Annotated in this window: 23 protein-coding genes; 11 read left to right on the forward strand and 12 right to left on the reverse strand. The window is 68.4% G+C overall.

The genetic code is table 11. From position 1 onward, the window contains the following. The first annotated feature begins 20 nt into the window (after positions 1–20). Positions 21–1,505, forward strand: a complete 1,485-nt coding sequence (gene cysS, locus NDI65_RS03075) for a cysteine--tRNA ligase (RefSeq protein WP_310893396.1) — start codon at positions 21–23, stop codon at positions 1,503–1,505. On the opposite strand, the gene NDI65_RS03080 is transcribed toward cysS, so the two are convergent. Together NDI65_RS03080 and NDI65_RS03085 are read right to left on the reverse strand one after the other, a co-directional pair. Further along, positions 1,506–2,009 carry a hypothetical protein gene (locus NDI65_RS03080; protein WP_089778433.1) on the reverse strand — a complete coding sequence of 168 codons (504 nt, stop codon included), beginning with the start codon at positions 2,007–2,009 and terminating at the stop codon, positions 1,506–1,508. 66 nt (positions 2,010–2,075) lie between these two features. Next, positions 2,076–2,360 carry a DUF357 domain-containing protein gene (locus NDI65_RS03085; RefSeq protein WP_089778435.1) on the reverse strand — a complete coding sequence of 95 codons (285 nt, stop codon included), beginning with the start codon at positions 2,358–2,360 and terminating at the stop codon, positions 2,076–2,078. 141 nt (positions 2,361–2,501) lie between these two features. Here NDI65_RS03085 and NDI65_RS03090 point away from each other — a divergent pair, with 141 nt between their 5' ends. Next, positions 2,502–3,551, forward strand: a complete 1,050-nt coding sequence (locus NDI65_RS03090; protein WP_148413324.1) for an FAD-dependent oxidoreductase — start codon at positions 2,502–2,504, stop codon at positions 3,549–3,551. Between the two features lie 59 nt (positions 3,552–3,610). On the opposite strand, the gene NDI65_RS03095 is transcribed toward NDI65_RS03090, so the two are convergent. The 3 genes from NDI65_RS03095 to NDI65_RS03105 form a co-directional block, all read right to left on the reverse strand. Next, positions 3,611–3,796 carry a hypothetical protein gene (locus NDI65_RS03095; RefSeq protein ID WP_004043815.1) on the reverse strand — a complete coding sequence of 62 codons (186 nt, stop codon included), beginning with the start codon at positions 3,794–3,796 and terminating at the stop codon, positions 3,611–3,613. A gap of 63 nt (positions 3,797–3,859) precedes the next feature. Further along, entirely contained in the window at positions 3,860–5,068 is a 1,209-nt protein-coding gene (locus NDI65_RS03100) for a TIGR04347 family pseudo-SAM/SPASM protein (RefSeq protein WP_310893397.1), read from the reverse strand. Next, positions 5,065–5,382, reverse strand: a complete 318-nt coding sequence (locus NDI65_RS03105) for an Htur_1727 family rSAM-partnered candidate RiPP (RefSeq protein ID WP_089779900.1) — start codon at positions 5,380–5,382, stop codon at positions 5,065–5,067. The genes NDI65_RS03100 and NDI65_RS03105 overlap by 4 nt, the downstream gene beginning before the upstream one ends. 100 nt (positions 5,383–5,482) lie before the next feature. Here NDI65_RS03105 and NDI65_RS03110 point away from each other — a divergent pair, with 100 nt between their 5' ends. After that, positions 5,483–5,995 carry a halocyanin domain-containing protein gene (locus NDI65_RS03110; RefSeq protein WP_089778442.1) on the forward strand — a complete coding sequence of 171 codons (513 nt, stop codon included), beginning with the start codon at positions 5,483–5,485 and terminating at the stop codon, positions 5,993–5,995. Between the two features lie 88 nt (positions 5,996–6,083). Here the strand turns inward: NDI65_RS03110 and NDI65_RS03115 are convergent, their stop codons facing one another. Continuing rightward, positions 6,084–6,218, reverse strand: coding sequence for a hypothetical protein (locus NDI65_RS03115; protein ID WP_004970899.1), 135 nt, complete (start codon positions 6,216–6,218; stop codon positions 6,084–6,086). Between the two features lie 94 nt (positions 6,219–6,312). Further along, on the reverse strand, positions 6,313–6,954 hold the full coding sequence (locus NDI65_RS03120) for a helix-turn-helix domain-containing protein (protein WP_089778444.1): 642 nt from the start codon (positions 6,952–6,954) through the stop codon (positions 6,313–6,315). Positions 6,955–7,137: 183 nt separating this feature from the next. Between NDI65_RS03120 and NDI65_RS03125 the strand changes: the two genes are divergently transcribed. Together NDI65_RS03125 and NDI65_RS03130 are read left to right on the forward strand one after the other, a co-directional pair. Continuing rightward, positions 7,138–7,485, forward strand: coding sequence for a helix-turn-helix domain-containing protein (locus tag NDI65_RS03125; RefSeq protein WP_089779902.1), 348 nt, complete (start codon positions 7,138–7,140; stop codon positions 7,483–7,485). Continuing rightward, positions 7,485–7,685: a hypothetical protein gene (locus NDI65_RS03130; protein WP_089778446.1), complete on the forward strand. Its 201-nt coding sequence runs from the start codon at positions 7,485–7,487 to the stop codon at positions 7,683–7,685. Before NDI65_RS03125 ends, NDI65_RS03130 begins: the two co-directional genes overlap by 1 nt. Positions 7,686–7,711: 26 nt before the next feature. Here NDI65_RS03130 and NDI65_RS03135 read toward each other — a convergent pair whose 3' ends face one another. From NDI65_RS03135 to btuC, 4 genes are all read right to left on the reverse strand, one after another. Next, positions 7,712–8,410 (reverse strand): RNA ligase partner protein, encoded by a 699-nt coding sequence (locus NDI65_RS03135; RefSeq protein WP_089778448.1) that lies wholly within the window; start codon positions 8,408–8,410, stop codon positions 7,712–7,714. A 69-nt stretch (positions 8,411–8,479) separates the two neighbouring features. Further along, positions 8,480–9,658: a tubulin/FtsZ family protein gene (locus tag NDI65_RS03140; RefSeq protein ID WP_089778451.1), complete on the reverse strand. Its 1,179-nt coding sequence runs from the start codon at positions 9,656–9,658 to the stop codon at positions 8,480–8,482. 83 nt (positions 9,659–9,741) lie between these two features. After that, complete coding sequence (locus NDI65_RS03145) at positions 9,742–11,232, reverse strand: heme ABC transporter ATP-binding protein (RefSeq protein WP_007273437.1); 1,491 nt, start codon at positions 11,230–11,232, stop codon at positions 9,742–9,744. Next, positions 11,229–12,323: a vitamin B12 ABC transporter permease BtuC gene (btuC, locus tag NDI65_RS03150; protein ID WP_007273436.1), complete on the reverse strand. Its 1,095-nt coding sequence runs from the start codon at positions 12,321–12,323 to the stop codon at positions 11,229–11,231. The genes NDI65_RS03145 and btuC overlap by 4 nt, the downstream gene beginning before the upstream one ends. A gap of 60 nt (positions 12,324–12,383) precedes the next feature. On the opposite strand from btuC, the gene NDI65_RS03155 reads away from it, so the two are divergent. The 4 genes from NDI65_RS03155 to NDI65_RS03170 all read left to right on the forward strand — a co-directional run bounded on the left by NDI65_RS03155 (position 12,384) and on the right by NDI65_RS03170 (position 15,211). Then, positions 12,384–13,547 (forward strand): PGF-CTERM-anchored ABC transporter substrate-binding protein, encoded by a 1,164-nt coding sequence (locus tag NDI65_RS03155; RefSeq protein ID WP_089778458.1) that lies wholly within the window; start codon positions 12,384–12,386, stop codon positions 13,545–13,547. Between the two features lie 96 nt (positions 13,548–13,643). Continuing rightward, positions 13,644–13,922 carry a signal recognition particle subunit SRP19 gene (srp19, locus tag NDI65_RS03160; protein WP_089778460.1) on the forward strand — a complete coding sequence of 93 codons (279 nt, stop codon included), beginning with the start codon at positions 13,644–13,646 and terminating at the stop codon, positions 13,920–13,922. Next, positions 13,922–14,146 (forward strand): Gar1/Naf1 family protein, encoded by a 225-nt coding sequence (locus NDI65_RS03165; protein ID WP_089778462.1) that lies wholly within the window; start codon positions 13,922–13,924, stop codon positions 14,144–14,146. Before srp19 ends, NDI65_RS03165 begins: the two co-directional genes overlap by 1 nt. Positions 14,147–14,194: 48 nt before the next feature. Further along, positions 14,195–15,211 carry a presenilin family intramembrane aspartyl protease PSH gene (locus NDI65_RS03170; protein WP_089778464.1) on the forward strand — a complete coding sequence of 339 codons (1,017 nt, stop codon included), beginning with the start codon at positions 14,195–14,197 and terminating at the stop codon, positions 15,209–15,211. A gap of 926 nt (positions 15,212–16,137) precedes the next feature. Here the strand turns inward: NDI65_RS03170 and NDI65_RS03175 are convergent. Then, entirely contained in the window at positions 16,138–16,617 is a 480-nt protein-coding gene (locus NDI65_RS03175) for a PUA domain-containing protein (RefSeq protein ID WP_089778466.1), read from the reverse strand. Between the two features lie 119 nt (positions 16,618–16,736). Between NDI65_RS03175 and NDI65_RS03180 the strand changes: the two genes are divergently transcribed. Together NDI65_RS03180 and NDI65_RS03185 are read left to right on the forward strand one after the other, a co-directional pair. After that, positions 16,737–16,904 (forward strand): hypothetical protein, encoded by a 168-nt coding sequence (locus NDI65_RS03180; protein WP_167344101.1) that lies wholly within the window; start codon positions 16,737–16,739, stop codon positions 16,902–16,904. A 128-nt stretch (positions 16,905–17,032) separates the two neighbouring features. Further along, positions 17,033–17,953, forward strand: a complete 921-nt coding sequence (locus NDI65_RS03185) for a hypothetical protein (protein WP_089778468.1) — start codon at positions 17,033–17,035, stop codon at positions 17,951–17,953. Positions 17,954–17,956 lie beyond the last annotated feature (3 nt).

Genomic DNA, 17,956 nt, shown 5'->3' on the forward strand with positions numbered 1-17,956 from the left:
GCCGGGAGTAGCCGAGTCCGATGACCCTGTCCGTGACCAACACCCTGACGGGAGAGCGCGAGGAGTTCGAGTCGCACGGCGACGAAGTGTTGCTCTACGTCTGCGGACTGACGGTCTCGGACCACGCGCACCTCGGCCACGCCCGCCTGTGGATGCACGCCGACCTGATGCACCGCTGGCTGGCCTACGAGGGCTACGACGTGCGCCACGTCGAGAACTTCACCGACGTGAACGAGAAGATAGCCGCCCGCATCGGCGAGGACGACCTCGGCGACGACGAGGCGGGCGTCGCCGAGCACTTCGTCGGCGACGTGATTCGCGACATGCGCGGGCTGAATCTGAAGCGCGCCGAGGTCTACCCGCGCGTCTCCGAGCACATCCCCGAGATTATCGACCTCATTCGGACGCTCGTCGACCGCGGCCACGCCTACGAGTCCAACGGCTCTGTCTACTTCGACGTGTCCACGTTCGACGACTACGGGAAGCTCTCGAACCAGAAGCTCGAAGAACTGGAGTCGCGGGCGACGAAAGACGAGCGCTCCGAGAAGCGCAACCCGACCGACTTCGCGCTCTGGAAGGCCGGCGCGGTCGACCCCAAGACGGCCGCCGAACACCGGAACCCCGACCTCGAACCGCTCCACGAGCCGTGCGGCGAGACGTGGGAGTCGCCGTGGGGCGAGGGCCGCCCCGGCTGGCACATCGAGTGCTCGGCGATGTCGATGACGCACCTCGGCGACACCCTCGACATCCACGTCGGCGGCCGCGACCTCGTGTTCCCGCACCACGAGAACGAAATCGCCCAGTCGGAGGCGGCGACCGGCCAGCAGTTCGCTCGCTACTGGCTCCACGTCGGCCTGCTCCAGACGGAGGGCGACAAGATGAGTTCGAGCCTCGGCAACTTCTTCACCGTCGGCGACGCGCTCGACGAGTTCGGCGCGGACGTGATTCGGACGTTCTACCTCTCGACGGCCTACGGCTCCGAGCAGACGTACTCCGAGGAGACCATCGCCGAGGCCGAGGAGCGCTGGGAGCGCCTCGAACGCGCCTACGAGTCGGCCGTCGACGCGGTCGACAGCCCCGACGCCCGGACGAAAGTCGAGGCCGAGGCTCTCCGCGAGACGGTGACCGCGACCCGCGAGAACTTCCGCGAGGCGATGAACGACGACTTCAACGTCCGCGAGGCGATGGCCGAACTGCTCGGCCTCGCCGGCGCGGTCAACCGCCACGTCGCCGACGCCGACGAGTACGACTACCGCGCGCTCCGGCGGGCAATCGAGGCGTTCGAGGACCTCGGCGGCGAGGTGTTCGGCCTCTCGTTCGGCGGCGCGGGCGAGGGCGGCGACGTGTCCGTCGCGGAAGACCTCGTCCAACTCGTCTTGGACGTGCGCGAGGCCGAGCGCGAGGCCGGCAACTACGAGCGCGCCGACGACCTGCGCGACGACCTGACGGCGCTCGGCGTCGACGTCGAAGACGGTCCCGACGGCGCGACGTTCCGGTTCGAGTAGTCAGTCGAACCGAAACAGCACGACCGCGAGGTCGTCCCGCGCCGCCTCGTCACCGGCGACGCGACTCCCGCCGTCCTCCGAGATTCCGAGTTCGCGAGCCAACAGGCCGTGCGCCGCGGCGTAGCGGTCGAGCAGGTCCGCGGCGAACTCGCCCGTGACGACCTCGCCGGTCGCCTCGCGCCGCCGGCCGCGGTACCACAGGCGGCACGCCATCGGCCGGCGGAAGTTCTTCCACCAGTTGCTCTCCGCCTCGGGCGTGACGGCGACGATACCGCCGCCCGCGACGGCGTAGGCGACGGGGAACGTGTACCGTCGGCCGCTCTTGGGGCCGACGTAGGAGACGAGCACGAACCAGCGACTGGCGAGTCGATGGAGCGGCGAGCGGAGCACGCGACGCAGAAACGGGTTGGCGAACCGCTGTTCGAGCGTTCGCTGGGCGTCCGAAACGCGAGCGACGGCGGGAGCGACGGCGGCAGTGGCGGCGACGACGGCGGTTGGGGACATCTGTTCGCGTGTCGTACGCGCCCGTCGGAGAAAAATCGGTCACACGGCGAACAGGTGCGACGCCGGTCACATCGTAAACAGGTGCGAGCCGTCGGGCACGTCGAACAGCCCCATCCTGACGCCCGCGTCGAGCCAGCCGTAACCGTATGAAAACGACGCCAGCGCGTTCACCCAGTCGTCTGCCTCCTTGAAGTGGCGGCCGTCGTCGAGGTAGGACTCGGCCATCTCCAGGCAGTCGGCGGCGGCCTCGCCGAGGTGCGTCTCGTCGGGGACGGCCTGCACCGCCTCGTCGAGCGCGTCGGCGAGCATCCCCTCGTAGCGGTTCGTCTTCTCCTGTAGGTCGGCGGCCATGCGGAGTGATGCGTCGGCGACGGATACCGGTCTTTCGCTCCGCGGGCCGCGAGCGCCGTGGCATGCGTTATCGTGCCGGTGGTGTAGCGCTCCTCGCAATACAGCGAAACCTTAAGACGCCGGTGTAGCGAACTATCGGCTATGACAGAGGACGCCGATTCGTTCGTGGAACACAGGAAACTCATCATCGCCGGCTCGGGCATCTCCGGACTCTCGTCGGCCATCTACGCGGCCCGGTCCAACAACGAGCCGCTGGTGCTGGAGGGCGACGAGCCGGGCGGACAGCTCACGCTCACGACCGAGGTGGACAACTACCCCGGCTTCCCCGAGGGCATCTCCGGGCCGGAGCTCATCAACAACATGAAAGAGCAGGCAGAGCGCTTCGGCACGGAGATTCGCCACGGCATCATCGAGGACGTCGACGCCTCCGAGCGCCCGTTCACGGTCACGCTCAAGAACGGCGACGTGTACACCGCGGACGCCATCATCGCGGCGTCGGGCGCGTCGGCCCGCACCCTCGGCATCCCCGGCGAGGAGAACCTGATGGGCTACGGCCTCTCGACGTGTGCGACCTGCGACGGCGCGTTCTTCCGCGACGAGAAGATCATGGTCATCGGCGGGGGCGACGCCGCCGTCGAGGAGGCCAACTTCCTCACCAAGTTCGCCTCGACGGTGTACCTCGTCCACCGCCGCGAGGAGTTCCGCGCCGAGGACTACTGGGTCGACCGCCTGATGGAGAAGGTCGACGAGGGCGAAATCGAACTCATGCTCAACACCGAGGCGACGGAGCTTCACGGCTCGCCCGAGGAGGGCGTCGACCACGTGACACTCGTCCGCAACCCCGAGGGCCACCCGAGCGACAAGCTCGACGACCCCGAGACCGAGGAGTTCGACTTCGACGTGGGCGCGGTGTTCTACGCCATCGGCCACACGCCGAACGCCGACTACCTCGACGGCACGGGCGTCCAGCGCGACGACGACGGCTACATCATCGCGAAGGGCGGCTCCGGCGGCGGCCAGACCGCGACCGACGTGCCCGGCATCTTCGCCGCGGGTGACGTGGTCGACTACCACTACCAGCAGGCCGCGACCGCCGGCGGCATGGGCGTGAAGGCCGCCCTCGACGCCGACGACTACCTCGAAGAGCTCGAACGCGAGGAGAAGCGGGCGGCCGCGGGCGCGGCCGAATAGGCGGCATACACGGCCCGCGCTCGGCGTTCCGTATTCTCTCGATTTCTTTTCGATGCGCCCTACGTCAAAGACCGCAACAGCCACGCGAGGACGAAGCTAATCGCCACGAAAATCAGGTAGACGCCCGGCGAGAATCGCGCGTCCACGACGCCGACCGCGTCCGCGACCGCGACGGCGAAGATGACGAGACCGACGCCGACGAGCCCGTTCCCGAGGATGTTCGGGACTCCTCGTTTGGTTTCCATAGCCGCGGTTGGACTCGCCGAAAAATAAGCGTAGGGTGCGTTCCCAGCGGGTGAAAGGGAACTTCAGTCGGCCGCGCCCGGACTCGCGTCGGCACCCGCGCCGCGCTCGTCGGCCGTCAGGTAACACTGCGGGTCGGGGCCGAACAGTTCGCCCGTTGCCGCGAGCGACCGAAGCCGCGAGGAGCCGCGGCAGACGTCCCGATACTGGCACGAAGCACACTTGCCGGTCAGATGCTCTTCCCGCTCGCGGAGCTTGGTGAGAAGCGGGTTCGACTCGTCGTCCCAGATGTCGCCGAACGGGCGGTCCCGGACGTTGCCGAGGCTGTAGCCCTGCCAGAACTGCGTCAGGTGCACGTCGCCGCGGTAGTCCACGTCGGCGACGCGCTCGCCGGTCGGGTCGCCGCCGTTGACGCGGAGGTAGCGGTGAATCCGGTCGGCGTGGTCGGCGTCGAGTTCGTCGCGGGCGTACTCGACCACGTAGGCGGAGTCGGCGTAGTTGCCGACCAGAAGCGTCTCTATCTCCTCGCCCTCGGCGTGGTACTCGCGGGTCATGTCGAACAGCCGGCGGACGGCGCGGCGCTGGGCCTCGTCGTCGAGGTCGGCGTCGGCGATGTCGCCGCCGCGGCCGCCGTAGTCGAGGTGGTAGAAACAGAAGCGGTCGACGCCCACGTCGTACAGCAGGTCGACCACGTCCTCCATGTCGGCGGCGTTGTGCTCGGTGATGGTGTACCGGAGGCCGGTCTTGAGGCCCACCGAGAGGCAGTTTTCGATGCCGCGGACGGCGGCGTCGAACGCGCCGTCTTTCCCGCGGAAGCGGTCGTTGCGCTCCTCCAAGCCGTCGACGGAGACGCCGGCGTAGGAGAGCCCGGCGTCGCGGAGCGCGCGCGCTTTCTCCTCGGTGATGAGCGTCCCGTTGGTCGAAAGCACCGCCCGGATGCCGGCGTCGGTGGCGTAGTCGACGAGTTCGACGAGGTCCTCGCGGACGAGCGGTTCGCCGCCCGAGAACAGCAGGACCGGCACGTCGTAGGCCGCGAGGTCGTCGATGAGACCCTTCGCCTCGGCGGTCGAGAGTTCGCCCTGCGCGGGGTCGAGGTCGGCCCCGGCGTAGCAGTGTTCGCAGTAGAGGTTACAGCGCCGCGTCGTGTTCCAGACCACGACCGGGCGCTTCTGTTTCTCCTCGCGTATCTGTTCGATGTCGGCGTCGGGGTCGTCGTAGCGGAGACCGTCGCCCTCGGCTCCCTGTCCGCACAGGAGCTTGCTGATGGAAATCACTCGGCCGACACCCCGTTTTCGGCACCACGGGCGTCTCCCGCGCCGTCGTCGTGCTCCATCCCGCCGTTCGACCCCTCGCCCTTCGCCGCGAGGTCGTTGCCACCGAGTCGGAGGAACTCGTCGGCCGGCGCGAGCCAGAGGTCAGCGTCGCCGTCGCCGAACAGCGTCCGCGCCTGCTCGGTCGCGAGGTCCTCGGCGGGCGCGGTGACGCTCCCGACGTGGCGCATCGGCTCGGTCGGCACGTCGCGGTAGAACACTTCCCACTGGCGGCTGCCGTCGATTCGCGGTCGTCGCCTCGGGTCGTCGTCGTCCATGTCGTCGCCTTCGGGCGGGACGGCCACGCTCGTTTCGCCCGTTTTCAGCGCGTGGGAATCGAAGCTTTCGACTTGTTCGGCCACTCACTAGCGCCAGCTAATGACGAAACGGTTCTCCCGACGGTCGTTCCTCCACGCAACGGCGGCGTCGACAGGTATCGCGCTCCTGGCGGGCTGTTCGAGTTCGTCCGGCGGCGGCTCCGGCGGCGCGGGCGACGGAGACGGCGACTCGTCCGACGAAGAAGACACCCCCGAACACGAGATGCGGGACTTCGGCGGCTGGTTCGACCGGACGGGTAACTACGACGGCGTCCACGACCTGACGGGACAGGACAGCGTCACGGTCGCGGTCGGCGCGGCCGGCAACGGCGGCGGCTACGCGTTCGCTCCCGCCGCGGTGCGGGTCTCGCCGGGGACGACGGTCGTCTGGGAGTGGACCGGAAACGGCGGGACGCACAACGTCGTCAACCGCGAAGACGGCCTGTTCGAGTCGGAGCTCACCGTCTCCGAGGGTCACACCTTCGAGTACACGTTCGAAGAGTCCGGCGAGTACAAATACGTCTGCGTCCCCCACGAGACGCTCGGCATGGTCGGCGTCGTCGTCGTCGAGTAAGCGTGAGCGGTCGCGGCGTCGGCACTATCCTCGCGTCGTTCCGGACGAGCGACCTCTCAGTCCGCGGGCAGGTCGCCCGGCGGCGTCGTCACGCGGACTTCGGGGCGTCGTTCAGCGGCGCGGTACAGAGGACGCAGCCGGTCTCCCGGAGCGTCCGCATCATCGGCTCGTTGACCCGGTAGCGCTCGCCGCACTCGGGACAGGTCACGTCGAACTCGCGCATCGTTGCTCACCGACTAGTGGTACGCCGCGGGGACCCGAGGGGGCGCACCCTGCATTCGCGGGGGACTGATACCCCGTCGATACGTCTCATCTCGTCACTCCTGCAGGATGGCACCCATGAGTTTCTTCTGGGCCATGGCGAGGTGCTCGGAGAACGTCGAGGTCGTGATTCCGAGTTCGGCCGCGACCTCGCCTTTGTTCGCGCGCCGCGGGTGGTCGAAGTAGCCCATCTCGTGGGCCGTCTCCAGCACCTCGCGCTGGCGGTCGGTGAGCTGGCCGCGCTCGACCAACACGAGGTCCCGCGACTCGTCGGTCGACGACTGGAGCAGTCGGCGCACGTCCACCGACCCCGACGACTCCCGGAGGGACGCGACCACGTCGCGGAGCGTCTCCACGTCGGGCGCGTGGAACGTCAGAAACAGCGCGCCGTCGCGCGTCTGTACGTCCACGACCGGACAGTCGAACGCCTCGACGCGCTCGCAGGGACAGCCGATGCCGCCCTCGCGGTCGAACCGGTAGACGCTGCCGTCGCCGTACTCGAACAGCCGTTCCATCTCCTCGGGAACCCCGTCGTCGTCGTCGAAGACGAACTCCTCGACGACCGACCCGCGCTCGTTGGGAGCCATGCTCCGCGAGAGCGCGTAACCCGAGGTGTCCCCCTCGGAGACCGTTGCGACGGGACACCCGTCCGGCCCCGTCACCTTCAACTCCGCTCTGATACCCGCTGCGCTCGTCATAAGAGTACGAAGTCGCCCCAGCCCCTGATATAAACACCCCCGATACACCGGGCCTTTATATCGTGGTCCGTTTCCAGTCGCCGCCCGCCGTTGAGCGGACCGCGGCCGGTCACGGAGCTATAAAGCGCCCCCTATATTCTGGGTGCCCTTCGACGGGCGACGCGGGCGAATCTACGGATGAGCATGCAGACCGGCCTCAGACGCAAGCCGACCGGACCAACGCCCGCCGAACTGGAGGCGGAACAGGTGCTGGAAGCGCTCTCGGACCACGCGTGCCGGCGAATCCTCACCACCCTTCAGGGTGCGGCCGAGCCGATGACCGCGCAGGACCTCTCCGAGGCGTGCGACGTGCCGCTGTCGACGACCTACCGGAAGGTCGAACAGCTCTCGGAGGCGGGCCTGCTCGAAGAGACCCTGCAACTGCGGGCGAACGGGACCCACACGCACCAGTATCGGTCGAGCGTCGAGTCGGTCACGGTGTCGCTGAACGACGACCGGGGGCTCGAAGTCGCCCTCGGAGGAGACCGCTGATGGGGTCGGAGCCGGTGCACCCGCCGGACTCGGGGCGCGAACACCCCGAACGGCCGCGGCTCGCGTCGCGGTTGACCACCCATCCCGACGGGCGCGAGGAGTGTACGATTTACCCGGCTGACGCGACGCCCGAAGACCAACTGACGCAGTGGCTATCGGCGTTCGAGGGGAGCTACGTCGACCTCGACTCGATGGCGTAGGTGTCGGGGCGAGAGCGACGGCGGAGTCACAGTCGGTCGGCGTCGACGCCGTCGTCGCCCCTGCTCCACGGGCGCGGGCTGTCGAGCGCCATGAGGTACTCCTCTAAGAGGGTCGGGAACGCCCGGCCGCGGAGGTTCCGCAGGCCGAAGTCGGCGGCCCAACTGATGATGCCCGTGTCTTCGGTGACGACGCCGGCGTTCAGTTCGCGCGCGAGGATGAGGAGGTCGAAGTCCTCGCGGGAGTCGAGGACGCCCTGTCTGAGCGCGCCGCGGTAGTCCTCGCGGAGGTCGGAGATGACCTTGTCCACGTCGGAGAGCTTCGACCCGCCGTTGGAGCGCCGTTTCGACTCCTCGGCCTTGCGGACGGCCTTCTCGGAGACGCGGAGGCCGCGGTTGACCCGGTCGGACATCTCGTCGATGAAGCGGTAGACGACCTCCGCGGGGATGTACACCTCGTAGCGGTCGGGGTGTTTCTTGATGACCCACGTGTCGAGTTTGCCGAGCACGTCCTCCGAGACGCCGCGGTCGCGCAGGATGTGTTCCAACTCCGCGGCGATAGACGGCGGCATGTAACACGAGATGTTCAGGTCCAGTCGCGCGGCGGCGATGGTGTCGAGGAGCCGTTCGATTCCCTCCTCGAACGTCTCGTCGTCGTCTCGAATCTCCTCGGAGAGAAACAGCGAGGTGTCGAGCACGAAGCGTTGTTTCAGCGGGTACTCGGCCATCGTTCGCCAATTGGTACCGCGTCACTATGACCCTTCCCCGTGGACGAAGGAGAGAGGAACGAAAAAAGCTCAGAACAGCGGTTCGATGCGGTCGTCGCCGGTCGAGATGAGGTCGTCGAGCGACGCCGCGCTCGACTCGCGCTTGGCGAGCATGTCGCGTTGGGTCTCGATGGCGACCGCCTGCAGTTCTTTCACCCGCGGCACGTCGTAGACGCCCGACAGGAGCACGACCGCGGCGACGAAGTTCGACCCCACGGGGTAGTCGCCGCCGCGAATCTCCATCGTCCCGGTCTCGTCTTCGAGCCACGTCCGCGCGCGCTCGATACCGCGGCGCGAGAGCACGTCCGGCGGGCCGGCGACGACGACGAGGCCGCGCTCCGCGCCGGAAATCTCGCACGGCAGCGTGAGTCGGCCGAGCGTGGCGCGGCGCACGAGGCTGGTGATTCGGTTCGTCGAGTCGCCGCCGTCAGCGGCGTCGACGGCGTCGGCCGCCCCACCGGAGAGCCGGGAGAGAAGCCCGCGCTTCGGGCGGTCGAGTTCGACGGAGGCGTAGCCGATAGTCGAGATGCCGCCGCTGGCGAGCGTGTTGATTATCTCGGAGGCGTCCACGACGGACTCCGCCACCGCGCCGGAGCCGTCGCCCTCGCCGGCGCTGAACAGCACGCCGAGGCGGCGGGCGAGTTCGGCGTTGATACTGCCGTAGCCCGCTTCGAGCGACTCACCGGTCTTCCGCCAGGCGTCGTTGTCGAAGACGATGAGGTTGTCGACCTCGCGGACGAACGTCTGGAAGGAGCGCGCGGCGTTGAGCGTGTAGATACCGCCTTCGTCCCGCGCGGGGAGGACGCCGAGCCCGTAGACCGGCTCGGTGTAGATGTGCTTCAGTTCGCGCGCGACGACGGGCGCACCGCCGGAGCCGGTGCCGCCGCCGAGGCCGGCGACGACGAGGAAGGCGTCTATCTCGTGGACCGGGAGGTCGTCGACCATCGAGAGCACCTCGCCGACGTCTTCTGCGGTCACCTCCGCGCCGAGTTCGTTGTCCGCGCCGACGCCGTGGCCCTTGACGCGGGTCAGGCCGACGAGCACCTGCCGCGACTCGGGGATGTTTCGGAGCCCCCGGAGGTCCGAGCGGGCCGTGTTGACGGCGATTGCGTCGACGACGAACCCCGTGTTCGTCCGTCGCTCGTAGTCGACGATGGCGTCGACTACCTTGCCGCCAGCCTGTCCGATACCGATGAGTGCGAGTTTCATGGCCGTGTTCCTCTCAGAAATCGTACTACTAGACGCGCGCTCAGGGCTTGAATATACTGCCCGTAGCACCGCGCAACGACAGCTTAACTGGAAAATAAGTCCGACGCTCGGCCGTCGGTGACAGTGTCGGAGTCGGTCGATTCGCGGTCGGTGGAGTCGGTGGAGTCGGTGGAGTCGGCGCTCGCGGGCGTCTCGCGGTCCTCGGGGCCGGTTGCACCGTCGTCGGAACCGCCTTCACCGTCGTCGGAGTCGGTGGGTCCGCCGTCGCGCTCCCGGAACGAGTCGCAGGCGAGTTCGCCGACGACAGACAGGAGGTCGCCCGGTTCGACGACTCGGCCGCGCTCCCGCAGGCGCTCGTAGACCGCGAAGCCGTCGTCGCCGGCGTAGTTCCGCTCCGAGAACGGTCGCTGTTCGACGAGGACGAGGCGGTCGGCCTCGGCCGCGGCTTCGAGGTTGGCGAGGTTGCCGCCGCCGACCTCCACGTCGGCGACGACGGTCACGTCGGCGGCTTCGACCCGCGACTCGACCGCGGCCCGCGCGGCGTCGTCGACCGGCGAGTACGGCGGCACGGTCACGAGGTCCGCGCCGACCCCGCGGGCGGCCTCGGCGTCTGTGTCGCCCTCGTTGAGCGCGCCGGCGGACAGCGCGTAGCCGGCCGCCGACAGCAGGTGGAGCGCCCGCGCGCCGGTGCCGCCCCCGCCGACGACGTGGACCCGGCCGTTGGCGTCGTCCGAAGGCGGTGGGAGGGCGGTCACGTACACCGAACCGGTGACGGGGTGCCGCGAGACGACCGCCTCGGCGTCGAACGCCTCGCGGAGGTTCTCCTCGGAGAGCACCGCCGCGGGGTCGCCCGCCGAGAGGACGCGCCCGCCCGACAGGAGGACCAGCGCGTCGCAGTAGTGGGCCGCGAGGTTGAGGTCGTGGATGGCCGCGACCGCGGTCGTCCCGTCGGCGACGAGGTCGGAGACGAGTTCGAGCGTGCGGACCTGGTGGTTGATGTCGAGGCTGGCGGTCGGCTCGTCGAGGAGCAGGACGGGCGTCTCCTGTGCCAGCGCGCGGGCGATGAGGACGCGCTGGCGCTCGCCGCCGCTGACTTCCGTGACGGGGCGCTCGGCGAGCGATTCGACGGCGGTCCGGCGCATGGCGGCCTCGACGGCGGTCTCGTCGCGCTCGCGCCAACCCTCGAAGCGCCCGCGGTGTGGCGTGCGGCCCATCTCGACGACGTCGCGGACGGGGAAGTCGAAGGTGACGCTCGTGGTCTGGGGGACCGTCGCCACGACCCTGCTCGCCGCCTTCGACGACAGGGCGTGGACGTCCTCGCCGGCGACGCGGACCGCTCCCTCGTCGGGTGCGAGCGCGCCGTTGAGGACCCGGAGGAGCGTCGTCTTCCCCGCGCCGTTGGGACCGATGAGGCCGACGAACGTGCCTTCGCCCACGTCGACCGAGACGGCGTCGAGAATCCGGGTGCCGCCGAGGGAGACCGACACGTCGTCGAGGCGAATCGCCGGGTCGGCGTCGCCGAAGGGGTCTGAGTCCGGTGAATCCGCGTCGGCGGCGGGGTCGCGGTCGCTCACGGCGAGCGCACCTCCCGCGTGCGGAGCAGGTAGAGGAAGAAGGGCGCGCCGACGGCCGCGGTGACGACGCCGACCGGAATCTCCGCGCCGCCGGAGCGGGCGACGGTGTCGGTGGCGACGAGGAACGACGCGCCCGCCAGCGCCGACGCCGGGAGCAACACCCGGTGGTCGGGGCCGACGAGGAGCCGGAGCATGTGGGGGACGACGAGGCCGACGAAGCCGATGACGCCGGAGACCGAGACGGCCGCGGCGGTGACGACGCTCGCGGTGGCGAGGAGGAGCTGTTTCGTCCGCTCGACTTCGATGCCGAGAGCGTGGGCGTCCTCCTCGCCGAGGAGCAGGACGTTCAGGTCGCGGGCGTGGGCCACGAGGAGCACGAAGGGAAGCGGCAGGACGAGGGCGAGCATGCCGACCTCGCTCCACGTCGCGCCCGCGAGGTGGCCCATGAGCCAGAAGACGACCTGCCGGAGGCTCTCGCCGCTCTGGAGGAGGAGAAACGAAATGACCGCGCCGAGGAACGTCTGGACGGCGACCCCCGCGAGAAGCAGGGTCGCCACGGGCGTCCGACCGCTCTCGGTGGCGATGAGGTAGACGACGAAGGCGGTGACGACGGCGCTGACGAACGCCGCGCCCTCCATCCCGAACGGAATCGAAAGCGACAGCACGATGGTCGCGACCGCGCCGACGGCGGCCCCGGAGGAGACGCCGACGATGGAGGGGTCGGCCATCGGGTTGCGGAAGAAGCCCTGCATCACGGTTCCCGCGGTGGCGAGCGCGAAGCCGACGAGCGCCGCGAGGAGGATGCGGGGCAGGCGGACCGAGAGCACGATGATGCGGGCGGGTCTGGGGACGGCGAACTCGAACGGCGAAGCGAACTCCAGCGTCGGCGTCGGAACCGGCCCGACGACGGGGAGGGCCGTCGCGCCGCCGAGAGAGACGCCGACGGGGACGGGCAACGCGTCCGCGAGGATGGCGGCGACGGTCCGCGGCGGGATGGTCACGGCCCCGATTCCGGCGCTCGCGACGACGACCAAAAGCAGGAGCCCGGAGAGACCGAGCGACCACGTGGTCGCCCGCGTTCGAACGCTCATTGAGCACAACCGCGCTTTCAGTAGGTAAATATTTATTGAACAGCCGCTGAGGCCACTACCGTGAACCGACAACTCGTCGTCGCCCTGCTCGCGTTCGCGACCGTGTTCGCCGGGGTTCCGGCACCGGCCGCGGCCGCGGTAGGGCAAGCGGCACCGCACCAGACCGCGACGTGTACGTTCCCGGTGACGGTCACCGACGCCACGGGGACCGACGTCACCATCGCCGAGGACCCCGAGCGGGTCGTCACGACCAACCCGAGCGCCGCCCAGACCATGTGGGAACTCGGCGCGCGCGACGAGGTCGTCGGCGTCTCGCAGTACGCCACGTACCTCGACGGCGCGGCCGAAAAGGGGAACGTCTCCGGCTCCGGCGGGCTCAACGTCGAGGCGGTCATCGGTCTCGAACCCGACCTCGTGTTGGTCCCGAACTCCTCGTACAACGCCGAGCCCGACCGCATCGAACAGCTTCGCTCGGCGGACATCTCGGTCGTCGTCTTCGAGTCCGGGAAGTCGCTCGACGCCGTCGCCGACAAGGTCGAACGCGTCGGCCGCATGACCGGCAACTGCGAGGCCGGCGTCGAGCGCGCGAGCGAGATGCGCGAGTCGATGCAGCACATGGAACAAGCCCTCGACGGCGCGGAGCGCCCGGTCGGCCTCAACTCCTTTTTCGGCTACAGCTCCGGGTTGGGCACGTTCATCTCCGACATCATGACGACCGCCGGCCTGCGCAACGGCGCGGCGGAGGCGAACCTCACCGGCTTCGTCCAGATTAACGAGGAACGCGTCGTCGAGATGAACCCCGAGTACATCGTCGTCCCCGACCACGCGCCCGTCCCGAGCAGTCCGGCGTACAACAGCACGACGGCGATACAGGAGGGTAACGTCATCGTCATCGAGGCGCACAAGCTCCAACAGCCCGCCCCGCGGGCAATCGAGGCGAGCGAGGCGATTCTCGAAGCGGTCCACCCCGACGCCTACGAGCGCTACCGGCAACTCGAAACCGAATCGGCGACGGAGTCCCCGGAATCCGCGACCGAGGACGCAACTGAGACGACCACGGCCGCGGACGCGACTGCAACCGACGCGACCGAAACCGACGCGGCCGAATCGACCGCGACGACCGGGTCGTCTGAATCGACCACCGAGAGCGACGCGCCCGGGTTCGGCGTCGTCGCCGGCCTCGCCGCCGTCGGCGCGGTGGTCCTGCTCGCGCGCCGCCGATAACCGCGCCGAGACCCACGCCGTCTCCGTTTCTCCACCCCGTGCTCCCGGCTCCGTGAGACCACAACCGTATTACCGTCGGGTGGCGGACACACGGGTATGGTCGAGAACGTCATCTACCCCGCCTACCTCGACGCCTCTCTCTCGCGCAGCGAGGGCCGGCGGGTCGCCCAGTCCGCGGCGGTCGAAGAACCGACCGTCGACGAGATTGCGAAGGCCGTCCAGCAGGTCGGCTACGACGCCGTCATCGAACGGGACAAGCGATACTCCCGCGAGTTCGACACCCGCGGGCGCGTCCTCGTGAACAACGCCGACGACGCCACGAAAAACGACATCGTGCAGGCGGTCGCCGCCTACGTCGGAATCCTCCGCGACTGATGCGACGAATCGGCACGGTCTCCCGAACGGCGCAGGGACTCGCCATCGTCCGCCTCGACGACGACGACCACCCGGACATCGGTACGATGGTCCTCGACGAATCGCTGTCGACCGTCGGCCGGGTCGTCGACGTGTTCGGCCCGGTCGACCGACCCTACGTCGCCGTCACCGCGGACGACGGCTCGCCCGCCCGCCTCGTCGGCAGCAAGCTCTACGCTCGCTGACGACGCCAGAGCGCAACCCCCATACCCCTCGGGTGGGAACGCCCCTGCATGTCACGCCGCGCCTATCGGGGGGTCGCCCTCGCCGCCCTCATCTTCCTCGTCGTGCAACTGGGGGCGCTCGCCCTCGTGCCGACGTTCTTCGAACAGGGGTACCAGACGGTCGAAGACCCCTCCGACCCGACGAACAGCCTCCTCTACATCGGCGCGATTATCGTCATGACCGCGTTCATGCTCGCGGCGTTCAAGTACGACCTCGACCAGCTCATCCGCCTCGTCATCGTCTTCACGAGCGGCCTGCTCGCGTGGTACGTCTTCGCCGCGCTCATTCCCAGCGCGCTCGTCGCCGTCGGCCTCTCGGCGGCCGTGGCGCTCGCGCTGCTCGTCTACCCCGAGTGGTACGTCATCGACGCCGCCGGGGTGCTCATGGGCGCGGGCGCGGCCGCCCTGTTCGGCATCAGCTTCGGCCTGTTGCCCGCTATCGTGCTCCTCTCGGTCCTCGCGGTCTACGACGCCATCAGCGTCTACAAGACCAAGCACATGCTCGACCTCGCGGAGGGCGTGATGGACCTCCGCATCCCGGTCGTGCTCGTCATCCCGACGACGCTGTCGTACTCGCTTCTCGACAGCGACTTCGACCGCGACGCCAACGAGGTCGGCGACGGCGAGAACGCGACCGACGGCGGCGAACCGGCAGAGGTGGCCGACGCGGAGACGGCTGACACCACTGCCGACACCGACGCCGAGTCGGATTCCGGCGAACGCGACGCCTTCTTCATCGGCCTCGGCGACGCGGTCATGCCGACCGTGATGGTCGCTTCGGGCGCGTTCTTCTCCGAAGCGCCGTCGCTCGGCGTCGGCGCGCTCCCGGCGCTGAACCTCCCGGCGCTCCTCGCCATGGTCGGGACGTTCGCCGGGTTCTCCGGGCTGATGTGGGCCGTGATGAAGGGGCGGGCGCACGCCGGCCTGCCGCTTCTTAACGGCGGCGCAATCGGCGGCTACCTCGTCGGCTCGGTCGTCGCGGGCGTCCCGCTCGTCTCGGCGCTCGGACTCGCGCCGTACCTCTGAAAACCGGTGCCGTCGAAGTTCTCTGCCGGTGATTGTTTGTTGCGGCTGTGCTGGATAGAGCGCGAATCGGTCATGGTAACTTGCCGGGCTTCGGTCGTCCGAGTCGGCAGATGGAGAGCTATTCTTCAATCGTGAGTGTATAGCTCCACTCAAACGCTTCCCATGTCGTGTCCGCTCTAACTTTCGGCACAAATGATTCGGTAAAGCGGTGTTCCCCTGCGGGAAGACAACCCATATCTTCGGGTCGGTTACTCACCCACTTGTCCATCGTGGCCTCCAATATTTCCCGCTCCGGGTAATGCAGTACAGTGTATTCGGTCTGAATGCACTCTCCCGCATCGAGTGACTGCCATCTAAGCACGTCAGGAAGAACGAAGTGAACAAGATTCGTCTGCCAGCACCCCTCGACCGAGCGGTCCGGGATAATCTTGTTCCGAAGGCGTGTCTCTGTACCTGACGGTCACTCGGAATGAGAACAAGCCATCCTTGGCCTTCACTCCAGATACTGGAGTACGGCTGGATTGCGCCGAAGCCAACCGTTTGCTCTTCGGAGGAACGATTCTCAAATGAACCCCGAATCTGAGCAGGTGCATCGGATGAGAAATCGCGTAGCTTCTCCATACTGAGCTGGAAGGGTTTCTTGCTGGGTTGAGGGCCTTCAGTAACCGTGATACGAGGGTAGCGCCCAGAAGCCATAGAAAATCACGACTCCCCAACCAAGTAACATTATTGAACCGATTTGGGCGAAATCAGTACGCTAAGACGGTAGTTGATACGGACCCCAACTGAACGAGAGGTTTAGAATGTGGTCTGTGGGTAGAGCCTCTTTGTCGTGCTGAACTCACCCTCTACGTCTCGCACCCCATCTCTCCCACCTCTCTAGAATCCCAACAGCGGCGTAACGCCCGAAATCCCCCGACTTCACCTCACTCCTCGTCCGCGCCCTCGCGCACGCGAACCGCCATCCCCGCCTCGAAGTCGAGCATCGCGTCGGCGGAGAGTTCCGCGCGACCGACGCCCAAGAGATCGCCGTCGGGGCCGACGACGCACACCTCGTCGCCCGAGCGAACCGCCGGGTCGGCGTCGGTGACGAACTTGGCGAAGGCGTTCTTGCCGTCGCTGACGAACGGCACCGACTCGTCGCCGACGCGGACGACGTAGGCGTCGGCGTCGAGGGCGTCGTAGAGGCGGCGGCCGCCGGCGACGCCGAGCGTGAACCGGCCGTCGGTGCCGTAGGAGGTGACGCGGTCGCCCTCGACGTACACCTGTCGCGGGCGGCCGCTCCGCGAGCGCGAGAGTTCGATGTCGGCGTCGACCGGGAACAGCGCGTCGCCCGCGCCGGCCCCGAACTGGTAGTCGGCGACGACCCGGAGGTCGTCCAAATCGGTCGCGTGGCCTTCGGTCATACCCCGCCGTTCGCCCCGCCGGCTAAAGTGGGTCGCGGTCCCGTCCGGCCGCGTGCACCGGGTTAGCACGCACGTTCGAGACGGAAAGCCCTAAGTACGGGACAGACCGCCCTCGGAGTATGTCCGTGGACGTTCGACTCGCCGCCGTGGGGACCGCGCTGCTGCTCGCGAGCAGTATGCTTCTCACGCGGACGGCGCTCGACTGGCGGCTCCCGACGGTGCTGGCCGCCATCGCGGCGGTCGGCGCGGTCGCCACCGTCGCTCGGCTGGCGACGCCGACGGCCTGAGCCGTCGCTCGGCTGGCGACGCCGACGGCCTGAGCCGTCGCTCGCGCGGGGCCGGGGCCGCCGCGGCTCCGGCCCGTCGCCGGTTCGACCCACCCGTTTTACGTATCGTCGCATCGACAGGTCGAGGTATGGCCGCGATAGAATCCCTCCAGACCGCCCTCCGGGGCATCCGGTCGAACCCGGTGTTGTTCCTCGGCAGTCTCGCCTTGGGCCTCGTCACGCTCCCGCAACTCGCCACGCAGTTGGCGCAGATACCGTTCGTTCCGACCATTCTCATGGCGGCGACGTTCTTCGTCACGCCGTTCATCGCCGCCGGTCTCTACGGCATGGCCGACGAGGCGGTCGACCGCGGTGGCGGTGGCTCGACCTCGCTGTCGACGCTCACGGCCGTCGGCCGCGAGAAGTACGTCTCGGTGCTCCTGGCGAACTTCGTCCAACTCGGCATCGTCCTCGCCTTCGGCATCGTGTTCGTCATCATCGTGGTCGCCGTGGCCGTCTCGCTCGGTCTCGGCGGCCTCGCAGCCAGCGGTGGCGACGTCTCCAATCTCGCCCTCGGCGGCGGCTTCCTGGTCGGCATCGCCGTCCTGGGCCTCCTCGGACTGGTGTACCTCGTCGTCAGCTTCTTCATCCAGTTCTACCCGGTCGCGGTCGTCGTCGGCGACAAGGACCCCATCGAATCGTTCGGCGAGAGCTATCGGCTCGTCCGGCACAACGTCGTCCCCACGCTCGGCTACTCCGTCATCCGGTTCGTTGTCGGCCTCGTCGTCAGCATCCCCGCCACGGGCGTCATCCTCTTTGTGTCGTTCCAGAGCGTCCAGCAGGTCCAGGAGGCGGCGAACCCGGCGGCGGCGCAGGCCGGGGTCGGCTTCGCGCCGATGGAAATCGCCGCTATCGCCGTCCTCTCGATAGTGACACAGACGGTTCTCGCGACGTTCCAGTACGCCTACGCGGTCGCCTTCTTCGAGGCCCACGACGCGGGGACCGACGGGCCGAGCGAGACGGCCGGCCCCGACATCGACGGCGACTCGGCGATTCCGCAGTTCGAATAGCCG

This window comes from Haloferax sp. S2CR25 (assembly GCF_031624535.1).
Classification (GTDB): domain Archaea; phylum Halobacteriota; class Halobacteria; order Halobacteriales; family Haloferacaceae; genus Haloferax; species Haloferax massiliensis.

Coding starts and splice junctions, on each gene's coding strand:
- cysS (WP_310893396.1), top strand. CDS start 21: ATGACCCTGTCCGTGACCAACACCCTGACGGGAGAGCGCGAGGAGTTC.
- NDI65_RS03115 (WP_004970899.1), bottom strand. CDS start 6,218: ATGCGCGAGTTCGACGTGACCTGTCCCGAGTGCGGCGAGCGCTACCGG.
- NDI65_RS03105 (WP_089779900.1), bottom strand. CDS start 5,382: ATGGACGACGACGACCCGAGGCGACGACCGCGAATCGACGGCAGCCGC.
- NDI65_RS03165 (WP_089778462.1), top strand. CDS start 13,922: ATGCGACGAATCGGCACGGTCTCCCGAACGGCGCAGGGACTCGCCATC.
- NDI65_RS03140 (WP_089778451.1), bottom strand. CDS start 9,658: ATGAAACTCGCACTCATCGGTATCGGACAGGCTGGCGGCAAGGTAGTC.
- NDI65_RS03175 (WP_089778466.1), bottom strand. CDS start 16,617: ATGACCGAAGGCCACGCGACCGATTTGGACGACCTCCGGGTCGTCGCC.
- NDI65_RS03110 (WP_089778442.1), top strand. CDS start 5,483: ATGACGAAACGGTTCTCCCGACGGTCGTTCCTCCACGCAACGGCGGCG.
- NDI65_RS03135 (WP_089778448.1), bottom strand. CDS start 8,410: ATGGCCGAGTACCCGCTGAAACAACGCTTCGTGCTCGACACCTCGCTG.
- NDI65_RS03090 (WP_148413324.1), top strand. CDS start 2,502: ATGACAGAGGACGCCGATTCGTTCGTGGAACACAGGAAACTCATCATC.
- NDI65_RS03180 (WP_167344101.1), top strand. CDS start 16,737: ATGTCCGTGGACGTTCGACTCGCCGCCGTGGGGACCGCGCTGCTGCTC.
- NDI65_RS03185 (WP_089778468.1), top strand. CDS start 17,033: ATGGCCGCGATAGAATCCCTCCAGACCGCCCTCCGGGGCATCCGGTCG.
- NDI65_RS03130 (WP_089778446.1), top strand. CDS start 7,485: ATGGGGTCGGAGCCGGTGCACCCGCCGGACTCGGGGCGCGAACACCCC.
- NDI65_RS03085 (WP_089778435.1), bottom strand. CDS start 2,360: ATGGCCGCCGACCTACAGGAGAAGACGAACCGCTACGAGGGGATGCTC.
- NDI65_RS03120 (WP_089778444.1), bottom strand. CDS start 6,954: ATGACGAGCGCAGCGGGTATCAGAGCGGAGTTGAAGGTGACGGGGCCG.
- NDI65_RS03170 (WP_089778464.1), top strand. CDS start 14,195: ATGTCACGCCGCGCCTATCGGGGGGTCGCCCTCGCCGCCCTCATCTTC.
- NDI65_RS03095 (WP_004043815.1), bottom strand. CDS start 3,796: ATGGAAACCAAACGAGGAGTCCCGAACATCCTCGGGAACGGGCTCGTC.
- btuC (WP_007273436.1), bottom strand. CDS start 12,323: ATGAGCGTTCGAACGCGGGCGACCACGTGGTCGCTCGGTCTCTCCGGG.
- srp19 (WP_089778460.1), top strand. CDS start 13,644: ATGGTCGAGAACGTCATCTACCCCGCCTACCTCGACGCCTCTCTCTCG.
- NDI65_RS03125 (WP_089779902.1), top strand. CDS start 7,138: ATGCAGACCGGCCTCAGACGCAAGCCGACCGGACCAACGCCCGCCGAA.
- NDI65_RS03080 (WP_089778433.1), bottom strand. CDS start 2,009: ATGTCCCCAACCGCCGTCGTCGCCGCCACTGCCGCCGTCGCTCCCGCC.